Raw genomic sequence first — 22509 nt, forward strand, 5'->3', positions numbered from 1 at the left:
GTGGAGCGAGTTCTGCGGACCCCCGCTTTCTCCGAGCACCGCAGGTTGCCCGTAGCGAAGCGGAGGGACACAGACAGCGGGGTCGCCTTTTCTTTGCCTACTTTCTTTTGGCGAAGCAAAAGAAAGTAGGTCGCCCGCCGGGGCGAATTCCCGGCCAACGGCCTCAACAAAAAAGCAGCTTCAAACCAGAAAGCCGAAAACCTCATCCAGCCAAACCACGCAACCGACCAATAGCTTCCTCAAGATGCGCCATGGAACTAGCCGTAGAGAACCGAACAAAGCGAGCAGTCTCAGCAGTCCCGAAGTCGCGACCCGGAGTCACAGCCACATGCGCCCGCTTCATCGCCTCGAACGCAAAATCCCAACTCCCCGAAATCCCGAGCCGAGCAGCCAGCCCCGAACAATCGGCCCAGGCATAGAACGCCCCATCGGGAACCACCGGAACCGGTAGCCCCAACGCCTCGAGCTGCGGAATGAACCAGTCGCGCCGAGCCTTGAACTCGCCCCGCCGCCGCTCGTACTCCGCAATGCTCTCCGCCTCGAAGCAAGCCAGCGCCGCGTACTGCGCCACCGTGCTCGCACAGATGAACAGGTTCTGCGCCAGCCGTTCCACCACAGGCACCAGAACATCCGGCACCACCAGCCACCCCAGCCGCCACCCCGTCATGTTGAAGTACTTGCTGAAGCTGTTGATGCTGATCACGTTGTCGTCGATCGCCAGCGCCGTCTGCCCGTAGGCATCGTCGTAGGACAGCCCCAGATAGATCTCGTCGATCAGCGTGATGCCGCCGCGCGAACTCACCACCTCGTGGATGCGCCGCAGCTCGTCGCGCGCGATCGAGGTGCCGGTCGGGTTCGAGGGCGAGGCCAGCAGCACGCCGCGAGTCTTGTCGGTCCAGGCGGCCTCGACCTTGTCGGCGCTGAGCTGGAAGCGCTCCTCGGCGGTGGTCGGGATCAGCACCGCCTTGCCCTCGGCCGCGCTCACGAAGTGACGGTTGCAGGGATAGCTGGGGTCGGGCAGCAGGATCTCGTCGCCGGCCTCGATCAGCGTGAGGCAGGCCAGCTGCAGCGCGGCCGAGGCGCCGGCCGTGACCACGATGCGGCGCGCCGGCACGTCGACGCCGAAGCGGTCGCGATACCACTGGCTGATGCGTTCGCGCAGGTGGTCGAGGCCGGTGGCCTGGGTGTACTGCGTGGCACCGGCGCGCACCGCGCGCGCCGCGGCTTCCTGCACCAGCGGCGGCGCGGTGAAGTCGGGCTCGCCGATGTTCAGGAAGATCATCGGCCGGTCGGTGTGGGCCACCTCGCGCGCCAGCTTGCCGGCGGCCTTGGCCACTTCCATCACGTAGAAGGGCTCGATGCGCTCGGCTCGGGTCGAAATCCTCATGCGGGGTGCTTCGCGAAAGAAGAAGGAGGAAGAGGAGCAGGCGACGGGATCAGGGCCGCGCCTTGCCGGTCGCGCGGTCGGCCTCGACCTCGAGCGGACGCAGCTGGGGCGCGAGGCCGTTGAGCACCGCGTTCACGTACTTGTGGCCGTCGGTGCCGCCGAACTCCTTGGCGAGCTCGATGCATTCGTTGAGCACCACGCGCCACGGCACGTCGAGGCAATGCTGGAACTCGTAGACGCCGATCCACATCACGGCATGCTCGATCGGCGAGATCTCGGCCAGCTTGCGGTCGAGCAGCGGCACGATCAGCGCGTCGAGCTGCTCGGCGCCTTCGATCGAGCCGTGCAGCAGCGCGTCGTAGTGCGCGGCATCGGCCTTGTGGAAGCCCGCGAGGTCGCGCGTGAAGCTGTCGATGGCGGCCGCCTCGTTGCGGCCCACCAGGTGCTGGTAGAGCGCCTGCAGCGCGAACTCGCGCGCGCGGGTGCGGTTGGACTTGGCCGAGGCCTTGCGCGCGCCGGTGGAGGTCAGGCCGGTGCGCGTCGCTCGCGCCTTGTCCGGTCGTGCGGAACGCTGCGGCGCAGCGCCTCCCTGGTCTTCTTGGGTGTTGTCGTCGGTCATGAAAGGTCGGCCAGCAGTCGCGCCATTTCCACCGCCACGCGGGCCGCGTCGCGGCCCTTGTCGGTCTGGCGGGCGACGGCCTGCTCGAGGTTCTCGGTGGTGAGGATGGCGTTGGCGATGGGCAGCTTGTAGTCGAGCGCCACGCGGCTCACGCTCGCGCCCGATTCGTTGGCCACCAGCTCGAAGTGGTAGGTCTCGCCGCGGATGATGCAGCCCAGCGCGACCAGCGCGTGGTAGCCGCCGCGCTCGGCCAGCGCCTGCAGCGCGACCGGCACTTCGAGCGCGCCGGGCACGCGCACGTGGTGGATGTCGTTGGCGGCCACCCCCAGCGCCGCGAACTCGTCGAGGCAGGCGCTGGCGAGCGCATCGGTGATGTCGGCATTGAAGCGCGCCTGCACGATGCCGATGCGCAGTCCCTTGCCGCTGTTGCCGTCCAGCGGCTTGTCGGCCGCGCCCTGGTTTGCACCTTGCATGTCGTTCAGTCCTTTGCCAGATAGCCGGCGATCTCGAGGCCGTAGCCGGCCGCCATGCTGGGCATGCGCCGCGGCGTGCCGAGCAAAGTCATCTTCTGCACGCCGCATTCGCGCAGGATCTGCGCGCCGATGCCGTAGCTGCGCAGGTCCATGCGGCCGCGCTCGGGCGCCTGCGCGGGGCGCGCGGTGCCGTCGAACTGGGCCAGCAGCTCGTGGGCCGTTTCGCCGCAATTCAGCAGCACGGCCACGCCCCGGTCGAGCTGCGCGATGTGCGAGAGGCTGGCGTCCAGGCTCCACGAGTGCAGCGAGCGGTTGATCTCGAGCGCGTCGAGCACCGACAGCGGCTCGTGCACGCGCACATCGACCGTGTCCTCGGGCGCCCACTTGCCGCGCACCAGCGCGAGGTGCACGCCGCCGCTGGGCTGGTCGACGAAGGCATGGGCCGTGAAGGCGCCCCAGGCGGTCTGGATCTCGCGGCAGCCGACCTTCTTGATCAGCGATTCGGTGCGGCTGCGGTGCTCGATCAGCGCCGCGATGGTGCCGATCTTGAGGCCGTGTTCGGCCGCGAACAGCTGCAGGTCGGGCAGGCGCGCCATCGTGCCGTCCTCGTTCATCACCTCGCAGATCACCGAGGCGGGCGAGCAGCCGGCCATGGCGGCGAGGTCGCAGCCGGCCTCGGTATGGCCGGCGCGCATCAGCACGCCGCCGTCGACCGCCTGCAACGGGAAGATGTGGCCCGGCTGCACCAGGTCGGCGGCCACGGCGTTGCGCGCCACCGCGGCCTGCACGGTGCGGGCGCGGTCGGCGGCCGAGATGCCGGTGGTCACGCCCTCGGCGGCCTCGATCGAGACCGTGAAGGCGGTGGCGTGCTTGGTGCCGTTGCGCGCCACCATCGGCGGCAGGTGCAGGCGTTCGCACATCTCGCGCGACAGCGTGAGGCAGATCAGGCCGCGCGCATGGCGGGCCATGAAGTTGATGGCTTCGGGCGTGATGTGGTCGGCGGCGACCACGATGTCGCCCTCGTTCTCGCGGTCTTCCTCGTCGACGAGGATGACCATGCGGCCGGCGGCCAGTTCGGCCACGATCTCCTCGACCGGGGAGATCGGCGCGGGCGTCCGATTGGCGCGCGAGGCGCCGATCGGCGTGACGGATGCGTTCATGATGGGGCGGGGTCCTTGGATGCGGGGAATGTTGGTGTCAGGCCGGCCGGGCCGGCTGCAGCACGCCCGCCTGGAGCATGCGCTCCACGTAGCGCGCCACGGTGTCGATTTCGAGGTTCACGCGCGAACCGGCGCGCAGGTCGCCCAGCGAGGTGTTCTGCACCGTGTGCGGGATCAGGTTGATGCTGATCTCGCTGCTGCCGTCGGCCGCGTCGGCGACGGTGTTGACCGTCAGGCTCACGCCATTGATGGTGATCGAGCCCTTGTAGGCCAGGAAGCGCGCCAGCGCCTGCGGCGCGGCCACGCGCAGCTCCCAGCTCTCGCCCACGGGCTCGAAGCGGCTCACGGTGCCGATGCCGTCGACGTGGCCCGAGACGATGTGGCCGCCGAGGCGGTCGCTCGCGCGCAGCGCCTTCTCGAGGTTGATGCGCGCACCTTCCTCGGTCAGGCCCGCGGTCTTGTCGAGCGACTCGGCCGAGATGTCGATGGTGAAGAGCCTCTGCGCGGGGTCGAAACTGGTGACGGTCATGCAGGCGCCGTTGAGCGCGATGCTGTCGCCGAGACCGACGTCGTCGAGGTAGCCGTCGGGCGCCGCGATGCCGAGTCTCTTGCCGTGGGAGGAGGAGGAGCCGAGGTCGTGGATGGCGGCGATACGCCCCACGCCGGTGATGATTCCGGTGAACATCCGCGCATTTTCGCAGGTCCGGAAGGCCCGCGGCATTTCCTGGCACTTCGGGACCGGCGGCGCGGTCGCGCGGGCGTCTCGCCTAGCGGCTGCGGACGGCAGCCGGCGCGCCGCGGGCGGCGTCAGAAAGCGTCCCGGCCGGCCACGCGCGCCACGATCCGCAGGTCGGGGCCGATCCGGTCGGCCGAGCGGAATTCCAGCGGCAGCGCCCCGGCCAGCGAGACCAGCGGTTCGGCGTGGATCTGGCTCGCGATGTCGAGGCCGCTGCCGATCAGCTTGGGCGCCAGATAGACCAGCAGCTCGTCGACGCAGCCTTCGCGCAGCAGCGAGCCATTGAGCTTGTGGCCCGATTCCACGTGCAGCTCGTTGACGCCGCGCGCCGCGAGGTCGCGCAGCAGCGCGGGCAGGTCGACCTTGCCGTGGGCATTCGGCAGGCAGCTGACCGTGGCGCCGCGGGCCTCGAGCGCCGCGGCGCGGGCTTCGTCGCGCACTGCCGCGTAGATCCAGACCGCGCGGCCTGCTATGAAAAGATGAGCATCGGGCGGAGTCTGCAGGTGGCTGTCGACGATCACCAGGTGCGGTTGGCGCGGCGTCTCGACCAGCCGCACGTCGAGCCGCGGGTTGTCCTCGAGCACCGTGCCGACGCCCGTCAGCACCGCGCTGGCCCGGGCGCGCCAGGCGTGGCCGTCGGCGCGCGCGGCCTCGGCCGTGATCCATTGGCTCACGCCGTTGGCGAGGCCGGTGCGGCCGTCGAGCGAGGCCGCGACCTTCATGCGCACCCAAGGTGTCTTGCGGACCATGCGCGAGAGAAAACCGAGGTTGAGTTCGCGCGCTTCCTCGGCGCCTGGGCCCACCTCGACCGCCACGCCTGCCGCGCGCAGCCGCTCGAAGCCCTGGCCCGCGACCAGCGGATTCGGATCGGCGAGCGAGGCGACCACGCGGCCGATGCCGGCCGCGATCAGCGCGTCGCAACACGGGCCGGTGCGGCCGTGGTGGGCGCAGGGTTCGAGCGTGACGTAGGCGGTGGCGCCCGCGACCGAATGCCCCTGTGCCGCCGCATCGCGCAGCGCCATCACCTCGGCATGCGGGCCGCCGGCCTTCTGCGTGTGGCCCTGGCCGAGCACGCGGCCCTGCGCATCGGCGATCACGCAGCCCACGCGCGGGTTCGGGTCGGTGATCAGCAGCGCCGACGCGGCCAGGCGCAGGGCGCTCGCCATGTGCTGTGCGTCGTGTTCGGGGGAGGGCATGGAGGCTTCGCGAGGAAAAGTTGACAGGGGTGCGTCGGGATCATACGAGCGGCGCGCGAATGCGGATGGACGGCGCGGCGCTCGCGCCCGGTGCGCTCGTACGCTTGCCGTTCGATCGCGAGACACGCGACACCGGAAGAGAACGGGGGGAGGACGGATATGGCAAGGTCGAATCGAACGGCGCATGCCGCCGCGGGCTTTTCGCTCGTGGAGGTGCTGGTGTCCATCGCGCTGCTGAGCCTGGGGCTGCTCGGCGCGGCGGCCATGTTGCTGCATGCGGTGCGCGCGAGCGGCGAGGCCGCGAACTTCGGCGCGGCGCTGAACCTGGTGCGCGAGCTGTCGGAGAAGACGCGGCTCAACCGGGCCGTGGCGGGGCGGCGCGATGCGGCCAATGGCTACCTCGTGGCGCAATGGACGGCAGGGTCTGCCACGGGCGAGGCGGGCGTCACCGATTGCGCGGCGGCCGGCGCCGCCTGCAAACCCGAGGACCTCGCGCGCTGGGACATGGAGGCGTGGAAGCGCCGCGCCGCGAAGGCCCTGCCGGGCGCGCGCGTCACGGTCTGCTTCGACGGCAATCCATGGAACGACGCAGCGGGCGCCCATGCCTGGGACTGCGAGGCCGACGGACCGTTGCTGGTCGTCAAGCTCGGCTGGTTGCCGCGCAACGCGAGCGAGGCGCAGCGCCGCGCGGGGGCATCGGCACCGCCGCGACTCGCAATGCCGCTGATGCCCGCGCAGGCCAGCGAGGGGCCGCGCGGTGGCTGAGCGTGTCGAACCCACAGGGCGCGCGCGGCTGCGTGGCGTGTCGCTGGTCGAGCTGATGGTCGCGCTGGCGCTCGGCCTGGTGGTGGTGCTCGCGGCCATGCTGGCTTTCGGCGGCAGCCGGCAATTGTTCGTCGCCGAGTCCGAGGCCCGCACGGTGGAGGAGTCGTTGCGCTTCGCGGCCTTCGTCGTGCGGCGCACGGTGCGGCAGGCCGGCTATGCCGATCGCGTGGCCGGCGATACGGTCACGGCCGCCGGGAACGATCCCCTCGACCTCGACATCGTCGGCGCTCGCAACACGCGCGTCGGTGCCAGCGGCGAAAGCTATGGGAGACACAACGCACGCGGCGTGAACGACAGCGATTCGTTGCTGGTGCGCTTTGCCGGCAGCTCGCGCACCGACGACGAAGGCAGCGCCACGGAGGCCGACGGCACCATGGTCGACTGCATGGGTTTTGCGCAGGCCGCGCCGAGCGCCGGCACCGCCACGCCGGCCGACCGGGCCTGGAGCATCTTCCATGTCGCCGAGGCGGCCGACGGGGAGCCCGAGCTCTATTGCAAATACCGCGGCGACCGGCGCGGCAGCTTCCGGTCCGAGCCGCTGGCGCGCGGCATCGAGGTGTTCCGCGTGCTGTTCGGGCGTGACCTCGACGGCGACGGCACGCCCGAGCAATGGCTCGATGCCGCGCAGCTCGATGCGGTGGCGGCCGCGTCGTCGCTGGGCAATGCGGCCTGGCGGCAGGTGGTGGCGTTGCGCATCGGGATGGTGGCGCGCAGCGCACGGTCGGGCCACTGGCCCCGGCCCGAGGAGGTGCAGCTCTATCCTCTCGGCCCCGAGTTCCCGGCGGCGCGCTTCCGGCCCGCGGCCGACGGGCGGCTGCGGCGTGTCGTGAGCTTCACGGTGGCGCTGCGCAACAGCCAACGCGAGGCCGCGCCATGAACCGGCCGGTGCGCGCCTCGCGTGGCTTCTCGCTGATCGTCGTGCTGATGCTGCTGCTCGTGGTGTCGGTGCTCGGCCTCGCCGCGGCGCAGAACGCGCTGGTCGGCGAGCGCATCGCGCGCAACGACCGCGACACCGAGGTGGCTTTCCAGGCGGCCGAGGCCGCGCTGCTCGATGCCGAGCGCGACGTGCTCGGGCCCAACGACCATGGGGCGCAGCGGCTGTGCCTGTTCGATGGCCGCGATGTGTCGGCCTTCGTCGTCGATTGCGCCGGGACCGGCGCACGGCTGGGACTCTGCGCGGCCGCGCCGGTGGGCGACCCGCCGGTGTGGACGCAGGTCGATTTCGCACCCGATGCGAACCGGTCGGTGGCCTACGGCCGCTTCACGGGGCAGGTCTATGCCACCGGTGCCGGTGGCCTGTCCGTGCGCGCGCCGCGCTATGTCGTCGAGGCCCTGCGCAGCCGGGGCAGCGACCCGCAGGGCGTGCTGCACAGCGCGAGCGCGAGCGTCGCGACGCATGTCTTCCGCGTCACCGCCATCGGCTACGGGCCGCGCGAGGAGACGCGGGTGCTGCTGCAGACCACGCTGGCCAAGCCGTCGGCGAGTCCCGGCTGTGCCGACGCTTCTTCTCCTTCCACCTGATCGGACTGCCATGCCCTTGCTTCGCGCATTCATCGTGTGCATCGCCCTGGTTTTCTGCGCGACGTGGAGCGCACCGGCATGGGCCGGCATCGCATCCACGCCGCCGCCCGATGCGCTGCTGACCAGCGTGCCGGTCCACGCGCTGGCCGGTCAGCCCGATCCCAACATCGTGATCGACCTGTCGATCAAGGCCTCGAACGCGGGACCGGCGTACCTCGGCAGCTTCGAGCCCGCCAAGGTCTACGAAGGCTATTGGGATGCGAAGGGCTGCTACGACTACCTGCGCATCGAGGGCTACTTCCGCCGCACCGCGACGGCCACCACGCTCGCCGGTGGCGAGATCGCCTGCCGCGGGCAGTGGAGCGGCAATCTGCTGAACTGGGCCACGGCATCGCCGCTCGATCAGCTGCGCATGGCGCTGACCGGTGGCGACCGCGTGGTCGATACGCCGGAGCAGACCGTGCTGCAGCGCGCGACCTGGCCGATCGGGGCTGGCGTCGAGCTTCCCGTCAAGACCGTGCGCGGGCATCTCGAGCGGCGGACACCGCGCAGCGGCCTTCGCGCGGACGAAACGCTGCGCATCCGGAACTGCGGGGAGCGGCTGGTCGTCGATGCGGACATACGCACCGATGCAGACCGCGGCTGCGTCTCGGCGGCCGGGGCCGAGCTCTACTTCGCGCGCGTCGAGGTCTGCGCCGCCGACGAGGCCGTCGTGCGCCGCGATCTTTGCGTCGCGTATCCCAGTGGTCATCAAAAACCGGTAGGCGCCTTGCAGGTCCATGCGGGCGACGCGCGTTTCGCGGTGTTCGGCTACCTGCCTGGCAGCGATCCCAGGCGCCAGGGTGGGGTGCTGCGCGAAGCGATGAAGTCCATCGGGCCGGAGAAGACCGATGCCGCGTTCGACTGGGTCGCGAACCCGCGGGCCGAGTGGGATGCGCGCACCGGCGTGTTCCGTGATGGCCCCGCGGGCACCGCGCAGGGTGTCATCGCGGCGGTGAACCGCTTCGGACGCTCGGGCGACTACGCGCGCTTCGATCCCGCGGGGGAGCTGTTCCACGAATCGCTGCGCTACCTGCAGGCGAAGCTGCCGACGCTCGCGGACCCGGTGCTCGGGAACTGCCAGCGACATCACATCCTGAACATCGGCGACCTCGACACCGGCCGTGATGGTTGGGCGCCGGGCTCGGGCAGTGCGGCCTTCGCGCCCGACACCGCGCACTGGACCCGGCTCGTCGGTGCTTTCGAGAATCGCAAGGCGGGCGCGGCCCAGGGCTCCTTCGGCATGGCGGGGCTCGCGTACTGGGCACACACGCAGCGAATCCGCGGCGACCATCCCGATGCGCGCGTGCAGACCTTCGCGATCGACCTGGATGCCGACCGCAGCGCTGTGGTGGGCACGCGCCAGCGCGGCAGCGCGCTCTACCTGGCCGCGAAGTACGGCGGATTCGTCGACCGCAACGGCGATGGCGATCCGTTCCGAACCTCCGCACTTTTCGGCGCCCCGGACGCAGCGGGCAAGTCGGCATGGTTCAGCAACGCCGAATGGGCGGAAGGGCTCGACCACGACGGGCAGCCGATGCCGGCCAACTACTTCCTCGCCAGCGATGCGCGATCGACGGCGGATGCGTTGCGCCGCGTGCTGCGCCGTGCCACCGCGCCGCCGCTGGGCGCGAATGCCACGGCCGCGATCTCCTCGGACACGGTGGGCGCGGCCGGCGCGAGCCTCTATCGCTCGCGCTCCGACAGCCGGCGCTGGGCCGGCACCTTGCTGTCGTTTCGCCTGTTCAGCGATTCCGACACGGGCGCCTTGCGCGTGGCCGACACGCCGTCGTGGGATGCGGGTGCCTTGCTCGATGCACGCGTGGAGAAATCCGGTGCATCGGCGCCGCGAAAGATCTTCACGCTGTCGACGGCAGGCGTCGGCATTCCCTTCGAATGGGAGGCGCTCGACGAGCCCTCGCGGCGCTCGCTGCGCGCGGAGACCGGACCCGCATCCCCGATGCCTGCCGGGGCCACCGACACCCTGGCCCGCGACCGCCTGAACTATCTGCGCGGCGAGCGTCGAAACGAAGCCTCGTTCGCGGGTGGCCGTTTCCGCGTGCGCGACTCGGTGATGGGCGATGTCGCGCATGCGGCCCCGGTGTACGTTGGCGCGCCCGACCCTGTGCTGGACGAGAGCGGTTACCCGGCATTCCTCTCCACGCATCGCCAGCGCGAGCCCGCGGTCTATCTGGGGGCCAACGACGGCATGCTGCATGGCTTCTCGGCGCGCACGGGCGAGGAGCTTTTCGGCTATGTCCCGCGACTGCTGTTTCCCGCGCTGGGCCAACTCGCGCAGGCCGGCGGCGCGCATCGCGCCTATGTCGACGGCACGCCCGCCGTGGCCGAGGCGCGCATGGCGAACGGCCGGTGGAAGAGCGTGCTGGTCTCGGGCCTGGGCGTGGGAGCCGCCGGTGTGTTCGCGCTCGATGTCAGCGATCCGCGGGCCTTCTCGGCCGACAAGGTGCTGTGGGAGTTCGGCAGCGCCGACGATCCCGACATGGGCCACCTGATGCAGCCGCCGCGCATCCTGAAGTTCCGCACCAGGGCCGCGACGGCGGGCCGCCCGGCCACCCATGCCTGGTTCGCGGTCGTGCCCTCGGGCTTCAACAACCGCAACCCCGAGAAACGCGCCGCGCTGTTCCTGCTGTCGCTCGACAAGTCGGCCGGCACGCCCTGGCGGCGCGGCCTCGACTATCACAAGATCCTGCTGCCCCGGCCCGCCGATGCCAGCCTCGTCAATGCGCTCGCGAGCGCGCCCGGCGACCATGCGGCCGACGACGGAACGGTCCGCTGGCTCTATGCCGGCGATACGCAGGGCAATCTGTGGAAGTTCGACTTCGAGCGCGATGCGCCCTGGAGCGAGGCCAACGCGCTGGGCTTCGGCGGTGCGCCGCTGATGGTCGCGATGGACGGCGGCGCGGGCAGCCGGCGCCAGCCGATCACGGTGCCGCCGGAAGTGGGGCTCGGGCCCGGCGGCGGCGGCATCGTGCTGTTCGGCACCGGCCAGTTCGTCGAGCCGGCGGACCTTGGCGCCTCGCGCCGCGGCGTCCAGACCGTGTATGCGGTGCAGGACACGGGCACGCCGATCCGTGCGGGCGAGGCGCGGACCCAATTGGTGTCGCGGCAGGCGCGACCCATCGAGGGCGGGCTGACGGCCATCGAGGGCCAGGCCTTCGTCTACGGCGCCTTCGACCGCGCGACGACACGGCGGCGCGGCTGGTACCTCGACCTGCCGGCGTCGCGCGACCAGGGCGAGCGCCAGGTGGAGCGGTCCGTGCTGGCCGACGGTCGCCTGTTCTTCAACACGCTGATTCCGCCGCAAGCGACCTGCGGCGAAGGCGGTGGGCGCAGTTGCGCGGTGGATGCGATGACCGGCCTGTCCAAGAGCGGCACCTGCGTGCCCTCGGAGGCGGGGCTGCTCGGTGCGCCTTTCGTGGTCCAGCAGGGCGATGCGTCCTACGGTGCCGCCGATCCGGCCGGTCGGCGCGTCGAGACGCGGCGGCTTTCGGTCCTCAGCCCCGGCACCCGCAAGGGCACGGCGGTGTCGGTCGCGCAGCCGACCGACGGTGCCACGGTGTCGCGCCGGGCCGGCCGTCTCAACTGGCGCCAGGTGCCGGACCCGCAAAGGACGCGGCCATGATCTCCCGCCACGGCCATCGCGCGGGCGCGGCCCTCGGCTGGAGCTTGATCGAGGTGCTGATCGCACTCGCGATCGTCGCCATCCTCGCGGCCATCGCCTTTCCCTCCTACGTCGATGCGGTGCACCGGGGCTGGCGCGCCGAGGCGCGGTCGGCGCTGCTCGCGCAGATGCAGCAGCAGGAGCGCCACTTCACCGTCGATGGCCGCTACCGGCGCTACGAAGGCGATTCCGCCGAGAGCGGGCAGGGCGGCAAGTACCTCGTGCGCAGCGAGCACTGCGACGGCCAGCGCAGCCTCGACGACTGCCTGCGGCTCTCGGCGCGGCTCAAGCCCGGCTTCTCAGACCCGCCGGTCGGCAATCTGTGGCTGGACAGCACGGGCGGCCGCGGCTGCGATGGCGCGCAGCGTGCGCGGTGCTGGCAATGAAGCGCGCGGGACCGGCCCGTGGGCTCACGCTGATCGAGCTGCTCACCGTGATCGCCATCGTCGCGATCCTGGCCGCCGTCGGCGTGCCGGGTTTTCGCGCGCTGCTGCTCCACCAGCGTCTGGCGGCCGCGTCACAGGCCTTCGTGGCCGCGCTCGGGATGGCGCGGATCGAGGCAATCCGGCGCGGCGAGCCGGTCAGCGTGCTGGCCGACGGCGCCGGCTGGGATGCGGGCTGGGCGGTGGTGACCGATGTCGACGGCGACCACGCGCCGAGCGTGCTGCGGCGCTTCGACGGGCTGCCGCCGGGCATCGCGGTCGACCGGGAACTGGGCGACGGGTTGGCGCAAGGGGTGCACTACGACGGCAACGGCTTCTCGCGGCGCGTGCGCAATGCGGGCTTCGGCGCGGGCTGCCTCGCGTTCAAGGCCGAGACGGGGCGGCGCGCGGCCATCGTTCTCTCGGCGTCGGGGCGGGCCCGCAGTTGCGACCCCGATCGGAAGGGGGAATGCGGAACGGGTGTGTGCGGGCAGGGCGGCGGATAGCGGCCGTCCCGCGGCCCGGCGTTGACACGCCGCGGCTCAGATGTCGCGCAGCAGCTGCCGGAACTCGTCCACGTCCTCGAAGCTGCGGTAGACCGAGGCGAAGCGCACGTAGGCCACCTTGTCGAGCTTCTTGAGTTCGCGCATCACGAGTTCGCCGACCTTGGTCGACTCGATTTCGCGCAGGCCGCTGGCGAGCAGCTTCTGTTCGATGCGCAGCAACGCGTTGTCGATCTGCTCGATGCTCACCGGTCGCTTGCGCAGCGCCAGCATCATCGAGGCGCGGACCTTGGTCGAGTCGAAGTCGGCGCGGCTGCCGTCCTTCTTCACGACGACCGGGAAGTTGACGTCGGGACGCTCGTAGGTGGTGAAGCGCTTGTCGCAGGCACCGCACTGGCGGCGCCTGCGCACGAAGTCGGCGTCTTCCGAAACGCGGGTCTCGACGACCTGCGTTTCGAGATGACCGCAAAAAGGGCATTTCATGCGGTCAGGGCTTCTTCTTCTTCTTCGAGGTCAGCGGTAGACCGGGAAGCGGCTGGTCAGCGCGTGAACCTTGGCGCGCACGGCGTCGATGTTCGCGGCATCGCGCGGGTTCTCGAGCACGTCGGCGATCAGGTTCGCGGTGATGCGGGCCTCTTCGTCCTTGAAGCCGCGCGTGGTCATGGCCGGCGTGCCGACACGCACGCCGCTGGTCACCATCGGCTTCTCGGGGTCGTTGGGGATCGCGTTCTTGTTGATGGTCATGTGGGCGCTGCCCAGCACGGCCTCGGCTTCCTTGCCGGTGATGCCCTTGGCGCGCAGGTCGACCAGCATCACGTGGCTTTCGGTGCGTCCGCTCACGATGCGCAGGCCGCGTTGCGTGAGCGTTTCGGCCACGATCTGGGCGTTCTTGACCACCTGTTGCTGGTAGGCCTTGAACTCGGGCGACAGCGCTTCCTTGAAGGCCACCGCCTTGGCGGCGATCACGTGCATCAGCGGGCCGCCTTGCAGGCCCGGGAAGATCGCGCTGTTGATCGCCTTCTCGTGCTGCGACTTCATCAGGATGATGCCGCCGCGCGGGCCGCGCAGGCTCTTGTGGGTGGTCGATGTCACGATGTCGGCGTGCGGCACCGGGTTCGGGTAGACGCCCGCGGCCACCAGGCCGGCGTAGTGGGCGATGTCGACCATGAAGATCGCGCCGACGTCCTTGGCCACCTTGGCGAAGCGCTCGAAATCGATGCGCAGCGAGTAGGCCGAGGCGCCCGCGATGATCAGCTTGGGCTGGTGCTCGTGCGCCTTGCGTTCCATCGCGTCGTAGTCGATGGCTTCGTTGGCGTCCAGGCCGTAGCTCACCACGTTGAACCACTTGCCGCTCATGTTGAGCGGCATGCCGTGGGTCAGGTGGCCGCCTTCGGCCAGGCTCATGCCCATGATGGTGTCGCCGGGCTTCAGGAAGGCCAGCAGCACGGCCTCGTTGGCCGAGGCGCCGCAATGGGGCTGCACGTTGGCCGCTTCGGCGCCGAAGATCTGCTTCACGCGGTCGATGGCCAGCTGCTCGGCCACGTCGACGTGCTCGCAGCCGCCGTAGTAGCGCTTGCCCGGGTAGCCCTCGGCGTACTTGTTGGTGAGCTGCGAGCCCTGCGCGGCCATGACGGCCGGCGAGGCGTAGTTCTCGCTCGCGATCAGCTCGATGTGGTGTTCCTGGCGCGCGTTTTCGGCCTGGATGGCAGCCCAGATTTCGGGATCGGTCTGTTCGACCAGGATGTTGCGTTGGTACATGGCAGTCCTTTGAAGACGAGGTCCTTGTTCTTCAACCAAACAAGGGCTGCCCAGGCGAACGGCTGATCGCCTGCGCGTCTGGAGCGACGTCGCAGGCGGTACGCTTCCCAGTGGTAGTCCACGTCAGCGCGGGTGCCTTGTCGGCACCGCGCCTATCGCCAGTCGCGTACCCGGTCGAGTGTAGCGGATCGGACCGGCCCGGCGGCGGGCGAAAGGAGATTCAGGACACGGCCGACAGCAGCGCCACCTTGGGCGGCGTGGGGCCGTTGGCCGGCTCGGTCGCCTCGTCGGGCTTGGCCGGGGCCACCACCGGCAGGGGCAGCGGCTGCGGGCGCAGCACCGGTGGCGTCGGCGCGAATGGCGAGGGCGCGCGGCCGCTGGCCACTTGCAGCAGGCGCTCGCGCTCGGCCATCACCTTGCCGGCATAGCCGCCGTCGTCCTCGAGGTTGGCCGCGCCCACGTAGTAGCGCAGGCCGCCTTCGAGCGAACCGGCGCGGGCGATGCATTCCTGCAGCACCTTCACGCCGACCCGCATGTTGGTCACGGGGTCGAAGGCGGTCAGCGTGCCGCCGGCCGGCTCGTACTTGTCGCCGTGCACGCGGGTCATGACCTGCATCAGCCCCTGCGCGCCGACCTGGCTCTGCGCGAACGGGTTGAAGCTGGACTCGACCGCCATGATCGCGAGGATCAGCGTCGGATCGAGCTTGGTGTGCTTGCCGATGTTGTAGGCCTCGGCCACGAGCACGCTCAGCGGCTCGGCCGCGACGCGGTACTTCTTGCTGAGCCAGTAAGCCACGGCGGCCTGCTGCTTGGGCAGGTCGCCGGGGCTCGCGGCCGTGGTGCGCTCGATCGCGGTCGGCTCGAGGTCGGTGGCTTCGGGCGCGGGTTTGCGCGACTGCAGCCAGCCCATGAGCTGTTCTTCGCCTTGATGGCGCAGGTCGGGCCGCGCCACGAGGGCGAGGACCGCGAACACGATGGCCAGGCCCAGCAGGGCGAAACCGTTGTGCGTGATTTCAAAAAAGCCGTCTGCCACATCGGACACGAAGGTCCTCAGCCCGCGGGCCGTGGCATCAAACGCCTTGTTCATCGCTCTTCCTTTCTGTGCGGCACCTGTCGCAGCGCCGGGAAGGGCGATGGGATGGAGGCAGCGGCGCTTGGATTGGTACCAATCAGATTCCGCGCTCAAGGGGGATAAGGTGCGCGGCCGTCTGATCAAGCCGGGGGGAGTCGGCAGCGGATACAGGGTGGTTCCGTCGCGTCGGGCGATCGGAGCAGGCGGGATTCTATCGTTGCTAAATACCCGGTCAAGCATAAGGAATTCGGTCTTAATTCTTAAAAGTGTCGAACAAATGTTTCAAATCCGTGTCCGGGACCGCATCCTTCTTAAGGGAAATCCCTTGAAAAATCGGGTTTGAAAAGCCGGGAAGGGGCGCCTAAGCTGAACAGGCCTGAGGTTTTCAGGTGCTTTCCGAAGCCAGGCAGTCACGGTGCAAGCCGCGGGCTCGAACGGCGGAGGATCCACGGCGGCAATCTCTTGCTGCCAGCACGACAGGAACCATCGACTTCCGGTCGAGCGAAACGATGGCAATGGGTCGTATGCCCGCCATCAAGCCCGGTGACATGACATTCGTCGCGTCACCGGGCTTTCTTGTTTCTGGCTTGCCGCCTGTTTGGGGCACACTCGCGCGAATGAATGCTGCCGCCTCGATACAAAGCTTAAGAAAGAACAAATGGTTGCGACGCGGGATCGTTGCACTGCTCGTGCTTCTGGGCCTTTGGGTCTTGGCCTGGCTGGCGGTGCCGCCGATCGCCAAGAGCCAGCTGCAGAAGATCGCGAGTGAGAAGCTGGGCCGCCAGGTCACGGTGGAGCGCATCGGCTTCAAGCCCTGGACCCTCGAGCTCACGCTCAACAACCTGCGCATCGCCACCGCCGACGGCAAGAACACCCAGGTCGCCGTGCGGCGCATCTATGCCGATGCCGAGCTGCAGTCGTTGTTCCGGCTCGCGCCCGTGATCGACGCGGTGACGGTGGAAGCGCCGGCCATCCTGCTGACCCACCAGGCCGACGGCAAGTACGACATCGACGACATCCTGGCCAAGCTGGCCTCCGGCCCGCCGCCCGACCCCAAGGCCGAGCCCGCGCGCTTTGCCATCTACAACATCGCGATCACCGAGGGCGCGGTCGACTTCGACGACCAGACCGTCAAGCGCCGCCATGAGCTGCGCGACTTCGTGCTCAAGGTGCCGTTCCTCAGCAACCTGGCCTCGCAGCGCGAGGTCAATACCGAGCCCAAGCTGGCCTTCGCGCTCAACGGCAGCAAGTTCGATTCGGCCGCGCTGACCACGCCCTTCGCCGCCAGCCGCAAGACCGACGCCCACGTGCAGTTCAAGGGGCTCGACCTCGCTCCCTATCTGGGCTACATCCCGGGCGGCCTCCCGGTGCAGCTGCAGGCCGGCAGCCTCGACGCCGACCTCAAGATCGACTTCCAGCAGGCCACCACGGTCGGCCTCAAGGTCACCGGCACGGTCGAGGCGCATGGCGCCAAGCTGGCCGATGCACGCGGGCGCGACCTGCTGGCCTTCGACTCGCTCAAGCTCGCGCTGGCCGACGTGCGGCCGCTCGAATCGGTGTTCCACCTCAGCGAGGTCGCGCTGGCGAGCCCGCAACTGGTGGTGGCGCGCGATGCCTCGGGCCAGCTCAACCTGATGGCGCGCGATCCGGCCACGGGCCAGACCGAGAAGGTGGTCGCGGCCAAGCCGCCGGCACCGCCTGCCAGTGCCGCCAGCGGCGCCGCGGGCGTGGCGGCGCCCAAGCCCACGCTCAAGGTCCAGGTCGACAAGGTCGCCCTCAGCGGCGGGCGCATCGGCTGGCGCGACGAGACCGTGCAGCCCGGCGCGGCGATCGACGTCACCGAGCTCGGCATCGACGTCACGGCCCTCACCTGGCCGATGGAGAAGCCGGCCCAGTTCAGCGGCAGCACCGCGGTCGGCGGCGCCACGCTCAAGTTCAAGGGCAGCGGCACCGACAAGGCGGCCGACGTGCAGACCGAGGTCGACGCGCTGCCGCTCTCGCTGGCCGCGCCCTACCTGGCCCACAGCCTGGAGCCCACGCTCGACGGCAAGCTCAGCGGCGAGATTGACATCGCCTGGGCCCCGCCCGACCTGCGTTTCAAGGCCAAGCGGGTGGCGGCCGACAACCTGGCGCTGACCCAGGCCAAGACCGCGCTCGCGAGCGTCGGCCGCTTCGAGCTGCGCGATACCGAGGTCGACATGGCGAAGCACACGCTGGCCGTGGGCTCGTTCACCGCCACCAATCCCAAGGTCAGCATCGAGCGCGACAGCGAGAAGCGCTGGATGTTCGAGCGCTGGCTCAAGACGCCGGCCGCCGCGGGCGGCAAGCCCGAAGCCGAGGCCAAGGTGGCCGCGCCCAAACCGGCCGGCAGCGGCCCCGAATCGGCACCGCCGGGCGCCAACACCAAGCCCTGGGCGCTGACCGTCGGCACGTTCGCGGTCGACAACGGCAGCCTCTCGTACGCCGACAAGGCCAGCGCCACGCCGGTCGCGGTCGAGATCACGGCCTTCAAGCTCAATGCCGAGAAGCTCGCGCCCGAGACCGCCACCAAGTCGCCGCTGCAGGTGTCGGGCCGCATCGGCTCGGGCCGCCGCGCCGATCCGGGCCGCTTCGACTACAAGGGCCACATCGTGCTCAAGCCGCTGGCCGCCGAAGGCCGGCTCGAGGTGGCCTCGTTCCCGGCCCATGCCTTCAAGGCCTATTACGCCGACGCGCTCAACGTCGACATCCGCCGGGCCTTCGTCAGCTACCGCGGCAGCGTGAACTACGCGACGGCCCCGGCGGGCATGACCGTCAAGCTGGCGGGCGACACCGCGCTCGACGACTTCCGCGCCAACAGCGTGTCTTTGACCCAGTCGCCGGGCTTCGACCGCAACAACAACCAGTTGCTGAGCTGGAAGACGCTGAGCCTGCGCGGCCTGCAGGTGGGCCTGGCGCCCAATGCGGCGCCCACCGTCGACGTGCGCGAGACCACGCTGACCGACTTCTTCGCCCGGGTGATCGTCGATCCGAACGGCCAGCTCAACCTGCTGAGCCTGACCAAGAAGGGCGAGGCCGAGGCCAACGCGGCCACGGCCGCGGCCGTCGAAACCCGTTCGCGCCGCAGCCTGGGCGGCACGACCACCACCACGCGCGGACCGGAGCGGCCCGCGGGCGGCGCGCCGGTGCCGGCCGAGCTGATGGTCGGCGGCGCCTCCGAACCGGCCAAGCCGGCCTCCGCCCCCGCCGTGGCCCAGGCCGCGCCGGCCGCCGGCGGCCCGGCGCCGGTCATCAACTTCGGCCCGATGAGCCTGGTCAACGGCAAGATCGACTTCACCGACCTGTTCGTCAAGCCCAACTATTCGGCCGACCTCAGCGAGCTGACCGGCAAGCTCAGCTCCTTCTCGTCGAATCCGCCGAACGGGCAGGGCGGCCGGCCGGCGCTGGCCGAGCTCGAGCTGCGCGGCAAGGCGCAGCAGACCGCGGCGCTCGAGATCACCGGCAAGCTCAATCCGCTGGCCAAGCCGCTCGAGCTCGACATCACCGCGAAGATGCGCGACCTGGACCTCGCGCCGCTGTCGCCGTACTCGGTGCGCTACGCCGGCCACGGCATCGAGCGCGGCAAGATGAGCATGGACGTCAACTACAAGATCGCGCCCGACGGCCAGCTCACCGCCACCAACAAGCTGGTGCTCAACCAGCTGCAGTTCGGCGAGGAGGTCGCCGGCGCGCCCAACAGCCTGCCGGTCAAGCTCGCGGTGGCGCTGCTGGCCGACCGCAACGGCGTGATCGACGTCGACCTGCCGCTGCGCGGCTCGCTCAACGACCCGCAGTTCAGCATCGGGCCGCTGATCTTCAAGGCGGTGGTCAACCTGATCGTGAAGGCCGTGACCGCGCCGTTCAGCCTGCTGACCGGCGGCCTGGGCGGCGGCGGCAGCAGCGAGTCGAGCACCATCACCTTCGAGCCCGGCAGCTCCGAGCTGAGCGCCTCGTCCAAGGAAAGCCTCGACAAGGTCGTGAAGGCGCTGGCCGAGCGGCCGACGCTCGAGATGACCGTGATCGGCACCGCCAGCCTCGAGAAGGAGCGCGATGCCTACCAGCGCCAGCGCCTGCGCCAGATGACCCTGGCCGAGAAGCGCCGTGCCGTGGTGCGCGGCGGCCAGGCCGGCACCGACGTGCCGCCGGTCACCGACGCCGAGTACCCCGAGCTGCTGACCGCCGTCTACAAGCGCGCCGACATCACCAAGCCGCGCAACATGGTCGGCCTGGCCAAGGACCTGCCGCTCAAGGAGATGGAGAACCTGCTGCTCGCGAGCGTGCCGGTCGACGAGGAGTCGATGCGCCAGCTGGCGGTGGCGCGCGGCGCCGCCGTGCGCGACTACCTGCTGTCGCAGAAGCTCACCAGCGAGCGCCTGTTCCTCGGCGCGGTGCGCACCACGGCCAGCGGCGACGACTGGAAGCCGGGCGCCGAGCTCAAGCTCGCGATGCGCTGAGCACCGAAAGGGGCGCCGCGCGGCGCCCCTTGGTTTTTCACGGTGCACTGCTATATATGCAGGCACCGTTTCCCCCTGCGGCGCGACCGATCCAGGCGTCGTTTCGCCGCATCGCCGGGCCGCGCCGCAAGGTGGATTTCGACGGCGCGCGGCAAGTGGGTCAAAATGGCGGTCTGCGCCGGCCTCTGCCGGCGCCTTCGCTTTCTCTCTTCAGACAACGATCTCGCGCACGTGACCTCTAATTCTTCCAAGCCACACGACCTTCAGGCCCTCGATTCGCTGACCGGCGGCGCCTTCACCGCGCCGACCTCGGGCGAGCGTGCCTCGCGCATCCGCGACTGGCTCGCGAGCAACCCGGCACCCGAGCAGATGCAGGAAGTCTTCAAGGAGTTGAGCGGCCGCGACAAGGGTGCCGCCCGCCTGCTGCGCGAGAAACTCGACGAGCTCAAGCGCGCCAAGGGGCAGGAGGCCATCGCCGCCGAATGGGCCCAGAAGGCCGAGGGGCTGCTGGGCCAGTCCAAGCTCAACATCGCCGACGCGCTCGCCTGGCAGCGCGATGCCGCCAAGGCCGGCGCGCCGCTGTCGCGCGAGCCGCTGGCCGGCTTCAAGGTGCGGCTGGCCGAGCGCATCAAGGGCATCGAGGACCTGCAGCACCGCGCCCAGGTCCACCGCGAGGCCGCCGTGCTGCTGGCGCAGCGCTTCGAGGTGCTGTCCACCAAGGGCTGGCAGGACGCCCAGGTCGCCGAGGAATCGCTGCGCACCGACGTCACCCACTGGCAACAACAGGCCGCCGACATCGTCGCCGACGCCAACTGGACCAGCCTCGACGCCAAGTTCGCGCCGCAGCTCGAGTCGTCGAAGGCGCAGCTGCTCGTCGTGTCCGACGCCTTCCACAGCGCGCTGGCGCAGGCCATTGCCGCCGCCGCCGATGCCACCGCGCCGCTGCCGCCCGTCCCGGTCTGGGCCGACGAACTGCGTGCCGCGCGTGGCGAGGCCGTCGCGCCCAAGGCCGCGGCACCCGCGCGTCCGCCGGCCCCCAAGGTCGATCCCGCGGTGCGCGCCGCCGCGCAGGATGCCGTGCAGGCCGCGCTGGCCAAGCTCGAACAGGAAACCGCCGAGGGCCATGGCAAGGCCAGCGCCGGCGCCGCCGCCGCGCTGCGCGCGGTGCTGAAGGAACACGGCAAGCTGGTCGAGGCCCCGCTCGAGGCGCGCGTGCATGCCGCGTTGGTGGCGGCCGGCGAACTCGAAGGCTGGCAGCGCTGGAGCGCCGACAAGGTCCGTGAAGACCTCGTGGCCAAGGCCGAAGGCCTGCTCAAGCGCCCCGAAGGCCAGGCGCTGGGCGGCCGCAAGATGCAGGAAACCCTGCGCGCGCTGCGCGACCAGTGGAAGCAGGCCGACCAGGGCGGCGTGCCGAACCATGCGCTGTGGAAGCGTTTCGACGAGGCCTGCAACGAGGCCCACAAGGTGGTCGAGGCCTGGCTCGAGAAGGTGCGTGCCGACGCGGCCGAACACCGCGCGCTGCGCGTGGCCCTGATCGAGGAGGTCAAGGCCTGGGCCGCCGAGCATGCGGGCGCCACCGACCTGAAGGCACACAACCGCGCGCTGCACCAGTTCGCCGACCGCTGGCGCGATGCCGGCCACGTGGGCGAGAAAGTGTTCGCCGAACTGCAGCCGCAGTGGAACGAAGCCTTCGGTGCCGCCCGCGCGCCGTTCGAGACCGCGCAGAAGGCCAGCATCGAACGCCGCCAGGCCATGATCGCCGAGGCCGCCGAGCTGGGCGCCCAGCCCGTGCTGCGCATCGATGCCGTCAAGGCGCTGCAGCAGCGCTGGCAGGCCGAGGCGCAGGGCGTGCCGCTCGACCGCCGCCAGGAACAGAAGCTCTGGGACGCGTTCCGCGCGCCCATCGACGAAGCCTTCAACCGCAAGTCGGCCGAACGCGAGAAGGCCTCGGCCGCGATGAGCGACCGCGACCGCCACGTGCTCAATGCCTCGAAGGCGCTCGACGCGGCCAATGCCAGCGGCGACGCGCAGAAGATCCGCAGCGCCATCGCCCAGCTCGAAGGCGCGCTGCGCGGCGAGGTGCCGCCGCCGGCGCCGGCCCCGCAGCGGGCCGCATCGGGCGACGGCCCCTCGGTCGGTGCGACCGAGGTGTCGGGACCGGACCAGGCCGCCGCCGAGTTCGGCGAGAGCGCCGAGCAGGCGCCGTCGCCCAGCGATGCCGAGGCTTCGCCCGCGGCCGTGCCGGCCCATGAATCCGCCGCCACGCCCGACCTCGTGGCACCGGCCGATGGCGCCGACGCATCGGCGCGCGCCGACAGCGCGGCGCACGATGCCGGCGAAGCCGCCGCTGCCGAACCCCCGGCACCGGCCGCGCCGCCCAAGCCCGCGCCCCGTCCGGTGGTGGCCGTGCGCGGCGACGACCGTCCGGGCAACCGCAAGTCCGAACCTGCAGCACCCGCGACCCGCGGCGGCGGCCGCTTCGGCGACCGGCGCGGACCCGGCGGTCCTGGCGGCCCTGGCCGTCCGGGCGGCGACCGCGGCGGCCCGCGTCCCGATGGCCGCGGCGATCGCGGTGGCGACCGTGGCGCACCGGGCGGCCGCTTCGGCGACTACCCGCCGCGGGGGGGGGAGGGCGGCCGCCCGA

17 protein-coding genes and 1 riboswitch are annotated in these 22509 nt (G+C 70.5%); of the genes, 8 read left to right on the plus strand and 9 right to left on the minus strand.

The window, feature by feature from the left end; all coding sequences use genetic code 11:
• Positions 1-202: 202 nt before the first annotated feature.
• The 6 genes from AC07RV_RS07105 to ribD all read right to left on the minus strand — a co-directional run bounded on the left by AC07RV_RS07105 (position 203) and on the right by ribD (position 5571).
• Positions 203-1387, minus strand: a complete 1185-nt coding sequence (locus AC07RV_RS07105; protein WP_296781930.1) for a pyridoxal phosphate-dependent aminotransferase — start codon at positions 1385-1387, stop codon at positions 203-205.
• A gap of 49 nt (positions 1388-1436) precedes the next feature.
• Positions 1437-2006 (minus strand): transcription antitermination factor NusB, encoded by a 570-nt coding sequence (gene nusB, locus AC07RV_RS07110; RefSeq protein WP_208514089.1) that lies wholly within the window; start codon positions 2004-2006, stop codon positions 1437-1439.
• The gene (ribH, locus tag AC07RV_RS07115; RefSeq protein ID WP_057594485.1) at positions 2003-2479 is read right to left on the minus strand and encodes a 6,7-dimethyl-8-ribityllumazine synthase; all 477 of its coding nucleotides are present in this window, start codon (positions 2477-2479) and stop codon (positions 2003-2005) included. The genes nusB and ribH overlap by 4 nt, the downstream gene beginning before the upstream one ends.
• Before the next feature lie 5 nt (positions 2480-2484).
• Entirely contained in the window at positions 2485-3639 is a 1155-nt protein-coding gene (gene ribBA, locus AC07RV_RS07120; protein ID WP_093344326.1) for a bifunctional 3,4-dihydroxy-2-butanone-4-phosphate synthase/GTP cyclohydrolase II, read from the minus strand.
• Positions 3640-3676: 37 nt separating this feature from the next.
• Positions 3677-4324, minus strand: a complete 648-nt coding sequence (locus AC07RV_RS07125) for a riboflavin synthase (RefSeq protein WP_296781929.1) — start codon at positions 4322-4324, stop codon at positions 3677-3679.
• A gap of 122 nt (positions 4325-4446) precedes the next feature.
• Entirely contained in the window at positions 4447-5571 is a 1125-nt protein-coding gene (ribD, locus tag AC07RV_RS07130; RefSeq protein ID WP_296781928.1) for a bifunctional diaminohydroxyphosphoribosylaminopyrimidine deaminase/5-amino-6-(5-phosphoribosylamino)uracil reductase RibD, read from the minus strand.
• Positions 5572-5730: 159 nt separating this feature from the next.
• Between ribD and pilV the strand changes: the two genes are divergently transcribed.
• Genes pilV through AC07RV_RS07160 form a run of 6 tightly spaced genes read left to right on the plus strand, consistent with a single transcriptional unit; the run spans position 5731 to position 12566 of the window.
• Complete coding sequence (gene pilV, locus AC07RV_RS07135) at positions 5731-6336, plus strand: type IV pilus modification protein PilV (RefSeq protein ID WP_296781927.1); 606 nt, start codon at positions 5731-5733, stop codon at positions 6334-6336.
• Entirely contained in the window at positions 6329-7273 is a 945-nt protein-coding gene (locus AC07RV_RS07140; RefSeq protein WP_296781926.1) for a PilW family protein, read from the plus strand. The genes pilV and AC07RV_RS07140 overlap by 8 nt, the downstream gene beginning before the upstream one ends.
• Positions 7270-7917 carry a pilus assembly PilX family protein gene (locus AC07RV_RS07145; RefSeq protein WP_296781925.1) on the plus strand — a complete coding sequence of 216 codons (648 nt, stop codon included), beginning with the start codon at positions 7270-7272 and terminating at the stop codon, positions 7915-7917. Before AC07RV_RS07140 ends, AC07RV_RS07145 begins: the two co-directional genes overlap by 4 nt.
• A 10-nt stretch (positions 7918-7927) precedes the next feature.
• On the plus strand, positions 7928-11599 hold the full coding sequence (locus AC07RV_RS07150; RefSeq protein ID WP_296781924.1) for a pilus assembly protein: 3672 nt from the start codon (positions 7928-7930) through the stop codon (positions 11597-11599).
• The gene (locus AC07RV_RS07155) at positions 11596-12024 is read left to right on the plus strand and encodes a type IV pilin protein (protein ID WP_296781923.1); all 429 of its coding nucleotides are present in this window, start codon (positions 11596-11598) and stop codon (positions 12022-12024) included. The genes AC07RV_RS07150 and AC07RV_RS07155 overlap by 4 nt, the downstream gene beginning before the upstream one ends.
• Positions 12021-12566, plus strand: coding sequence for a GspH/FimT family pseudopilin (locus AC07RV_RS07160; RefSeq protein ID WP_296781922.1), 546 nt, complete (start codon positions 12021-12023; stop codon positions 12564-12566). Before AC07RV_RS07155 ends, AC07RV_RS07160 begins: the two co-directional genes overlap by 4 nt.
• Positions 12567-12602: 36 nt before the next feature.
• Here AC07RV_RS07160 and nrdR read toward each other — a convergent pair whose 3' ends face one another.
• The 3 genes from nrdR to AC07RV_RS07175 form a co-directional block, all read right to left on the minus strand.
• Positions 12603-13046: a transcriptional regulator NrdR gene (gene nrdR, locus AC07RV_RS07165; protein WP_057594475.1), complete on the minus strand. Its 444-nt coding sequence runs from the start codon at positions 13044-13046 to the stop codon at positions 12603-12605.
• 30 nt (positions 13047-13076) lie between these two features.
• On the minus strand, positions 13077-14321 hold the full coding sequence (glyA, locus tag AC07RV_RS07170) for a serine hydroxymethyltransferase (RefSeq protein ID WP_093344314.1): 1245 nt from the start codon (positions 14319-14321) through the stop codon (positions 13077-13079).
• Positions 14322-14362: 41 nt separating this feature from the next.
• A riboswitch (ZMP/ZTP riboswitch) is annotated at positions 14363-14497 on the minus strand.
• Positions 14498-14541: 44 nt separating this feature from the next.
• Positions 14542-15408: a lytic transglycosylase domain-containing protein gene (locus tag AC07RV_RS07175; RefSeq protein WP_093344313.1), complete on the minus strand. Its 867-nt coding sequence runs from the start codon at positions 15406-15408 to the stop codon at positions 14542-14544.
• A 602-nt stretch (positions 15409-16010) separates the two neighbouring features.
• Between AC07RV_RS07175 and AC07RV_RS07180 the strand changes: the two genes are divergently transcribed.
• Together AC07RV_RS07180 and AC07RV_RS07185 are read left to right on the plus strand one after the other, a co-directional pair.
• Entirely contained in the window at positions 16011-19865 is a 3855-nt protein-coding gene (locus tag AC07RV_RS07180; RefSeq protein WP_296781937.1) for a DUF748 domain-containing protein, read from the plus strand.
• A gap of 165 nt (positions 19866-20030) precedes the next feature.
• Positions 20031-22509: DUF349 domain-containing protein (locus tag AC07RV_RS07185; RefSeq protein ID WP_495338096.1), on the plus strand; the 2479-nt coding region annotated here is incomplete at its 3' end.

This window comes from Variovorax sp. GW821-FHT09B01 (assembly GCF_059418345.1).

Excerpts from the sequence above, each read along its gene's own strand:
- AC07RV_RS07105 (WP_296781930.1), bottom strand. The coding sequence starts at position 1,387 with ATGAGGATTTCGACCCGAGCCGAGCGCATCGAGCCCTTCTACGTGATG.
- nusB (WP_208514089.1), bottom strand. The coding sequence starts at position 2,006 with ATGACCGACGACAACACCCAAGAAGACCAGGGAGGCGCTGCGCCGCAG.
- ribH (WP_057594485.1), bottom strand. The coding sequence starts at position 2,479 with ATGCAAGGTGCAAACCAGGGCGCGGCCGACAAGCCGCTGGACGGCAAC.
- ribBA (WP_093344326.1), bottom strand. The coding sequence starts at position 3,639 with ATGAACGCATCCGTCACGCCGATCGGCGCCTCGCGCGCCAATCGGACG.
- AC07RV_RS07125 (WP_296781929.1), bottom strand. The coding sequence starts at position 4,324 with ATGTTCACCGGAATCATCACCGGCGTGGGGCGTATCGCCGCCATCCAC.
- ribD (WP_296781928.1), bottom strand. The coding sequence starts at position 5,571 with ATGCCCTCCCCCGAACACGACGCACAGCACATGGCGAGCGCCCTGCGC.
- pilV (WP_296781927.1), top strand. The coding sequence starts at position 5,731 with ATGGCAAGGTCGAATCGAACGGCGCATGCCGCCGCGGGCTTTTCGCTC.
- AC07RV_RS07145 (WP_296781925.1), top strand. The coding sequence starts at position 7,270 with ATGAACCGGCCGGTGCGCGCCTCGCGTGGCTTCTCGCTGATCGTCGTG.
- AC07RV_RS07150 (WP_296781924.1), top strand. The coding sequence starts at position 7,928 with ATGCCCTTGCTTCGCGCATTCATCGTGTGCATCGCCCTGGTTTTCTGC.
- AC07RV_RS07155 (WP_296781923.1), top strand. The coding sequence starts at position 11,596 with ATGATCTCCCGCCACGGCCATCGCGCGGGCGCGGCCCTCGGCTGGAGC.
- AC07RV_RS07160 (WP_296781922.1), top strand. The coding sequence starts at position 12,021 with ATGAAGCGCGCGGGACCGGCCCGTGGGCTCACGCTGATCGAGCTGCTC.
- nrdR (WP_057594475.1), bottom strand. The coding sequence starts at position 13,046 with ATGAAATGCCCTTTTTGCGGTCATCTCGAAACGCAGGTCGTCGAGACC.
- glyA (WP_093344314.1), bottom strand. The coding sequence starts at position 14,321 with ATGTACCAACGCAACATCCTGGTCGAACAGACCGATCCCGAAATCTGG.
- AC07RV_RS07175 (WP_093344313.1), bottom strand. The coding sequence starts at position 15,408 with ATGAACAAGGCGTTTGATGCCACGGCCCGCGGGCTGAGGACCTTCGTG.
- AC07RV_RS07180 (WP_296781937.1), top strand. The coding sequence starts at position 16,011 with ATGAATGCTGCCGCCTCGATACAAAGCTTAAGAAAGAACAAATGGTTG.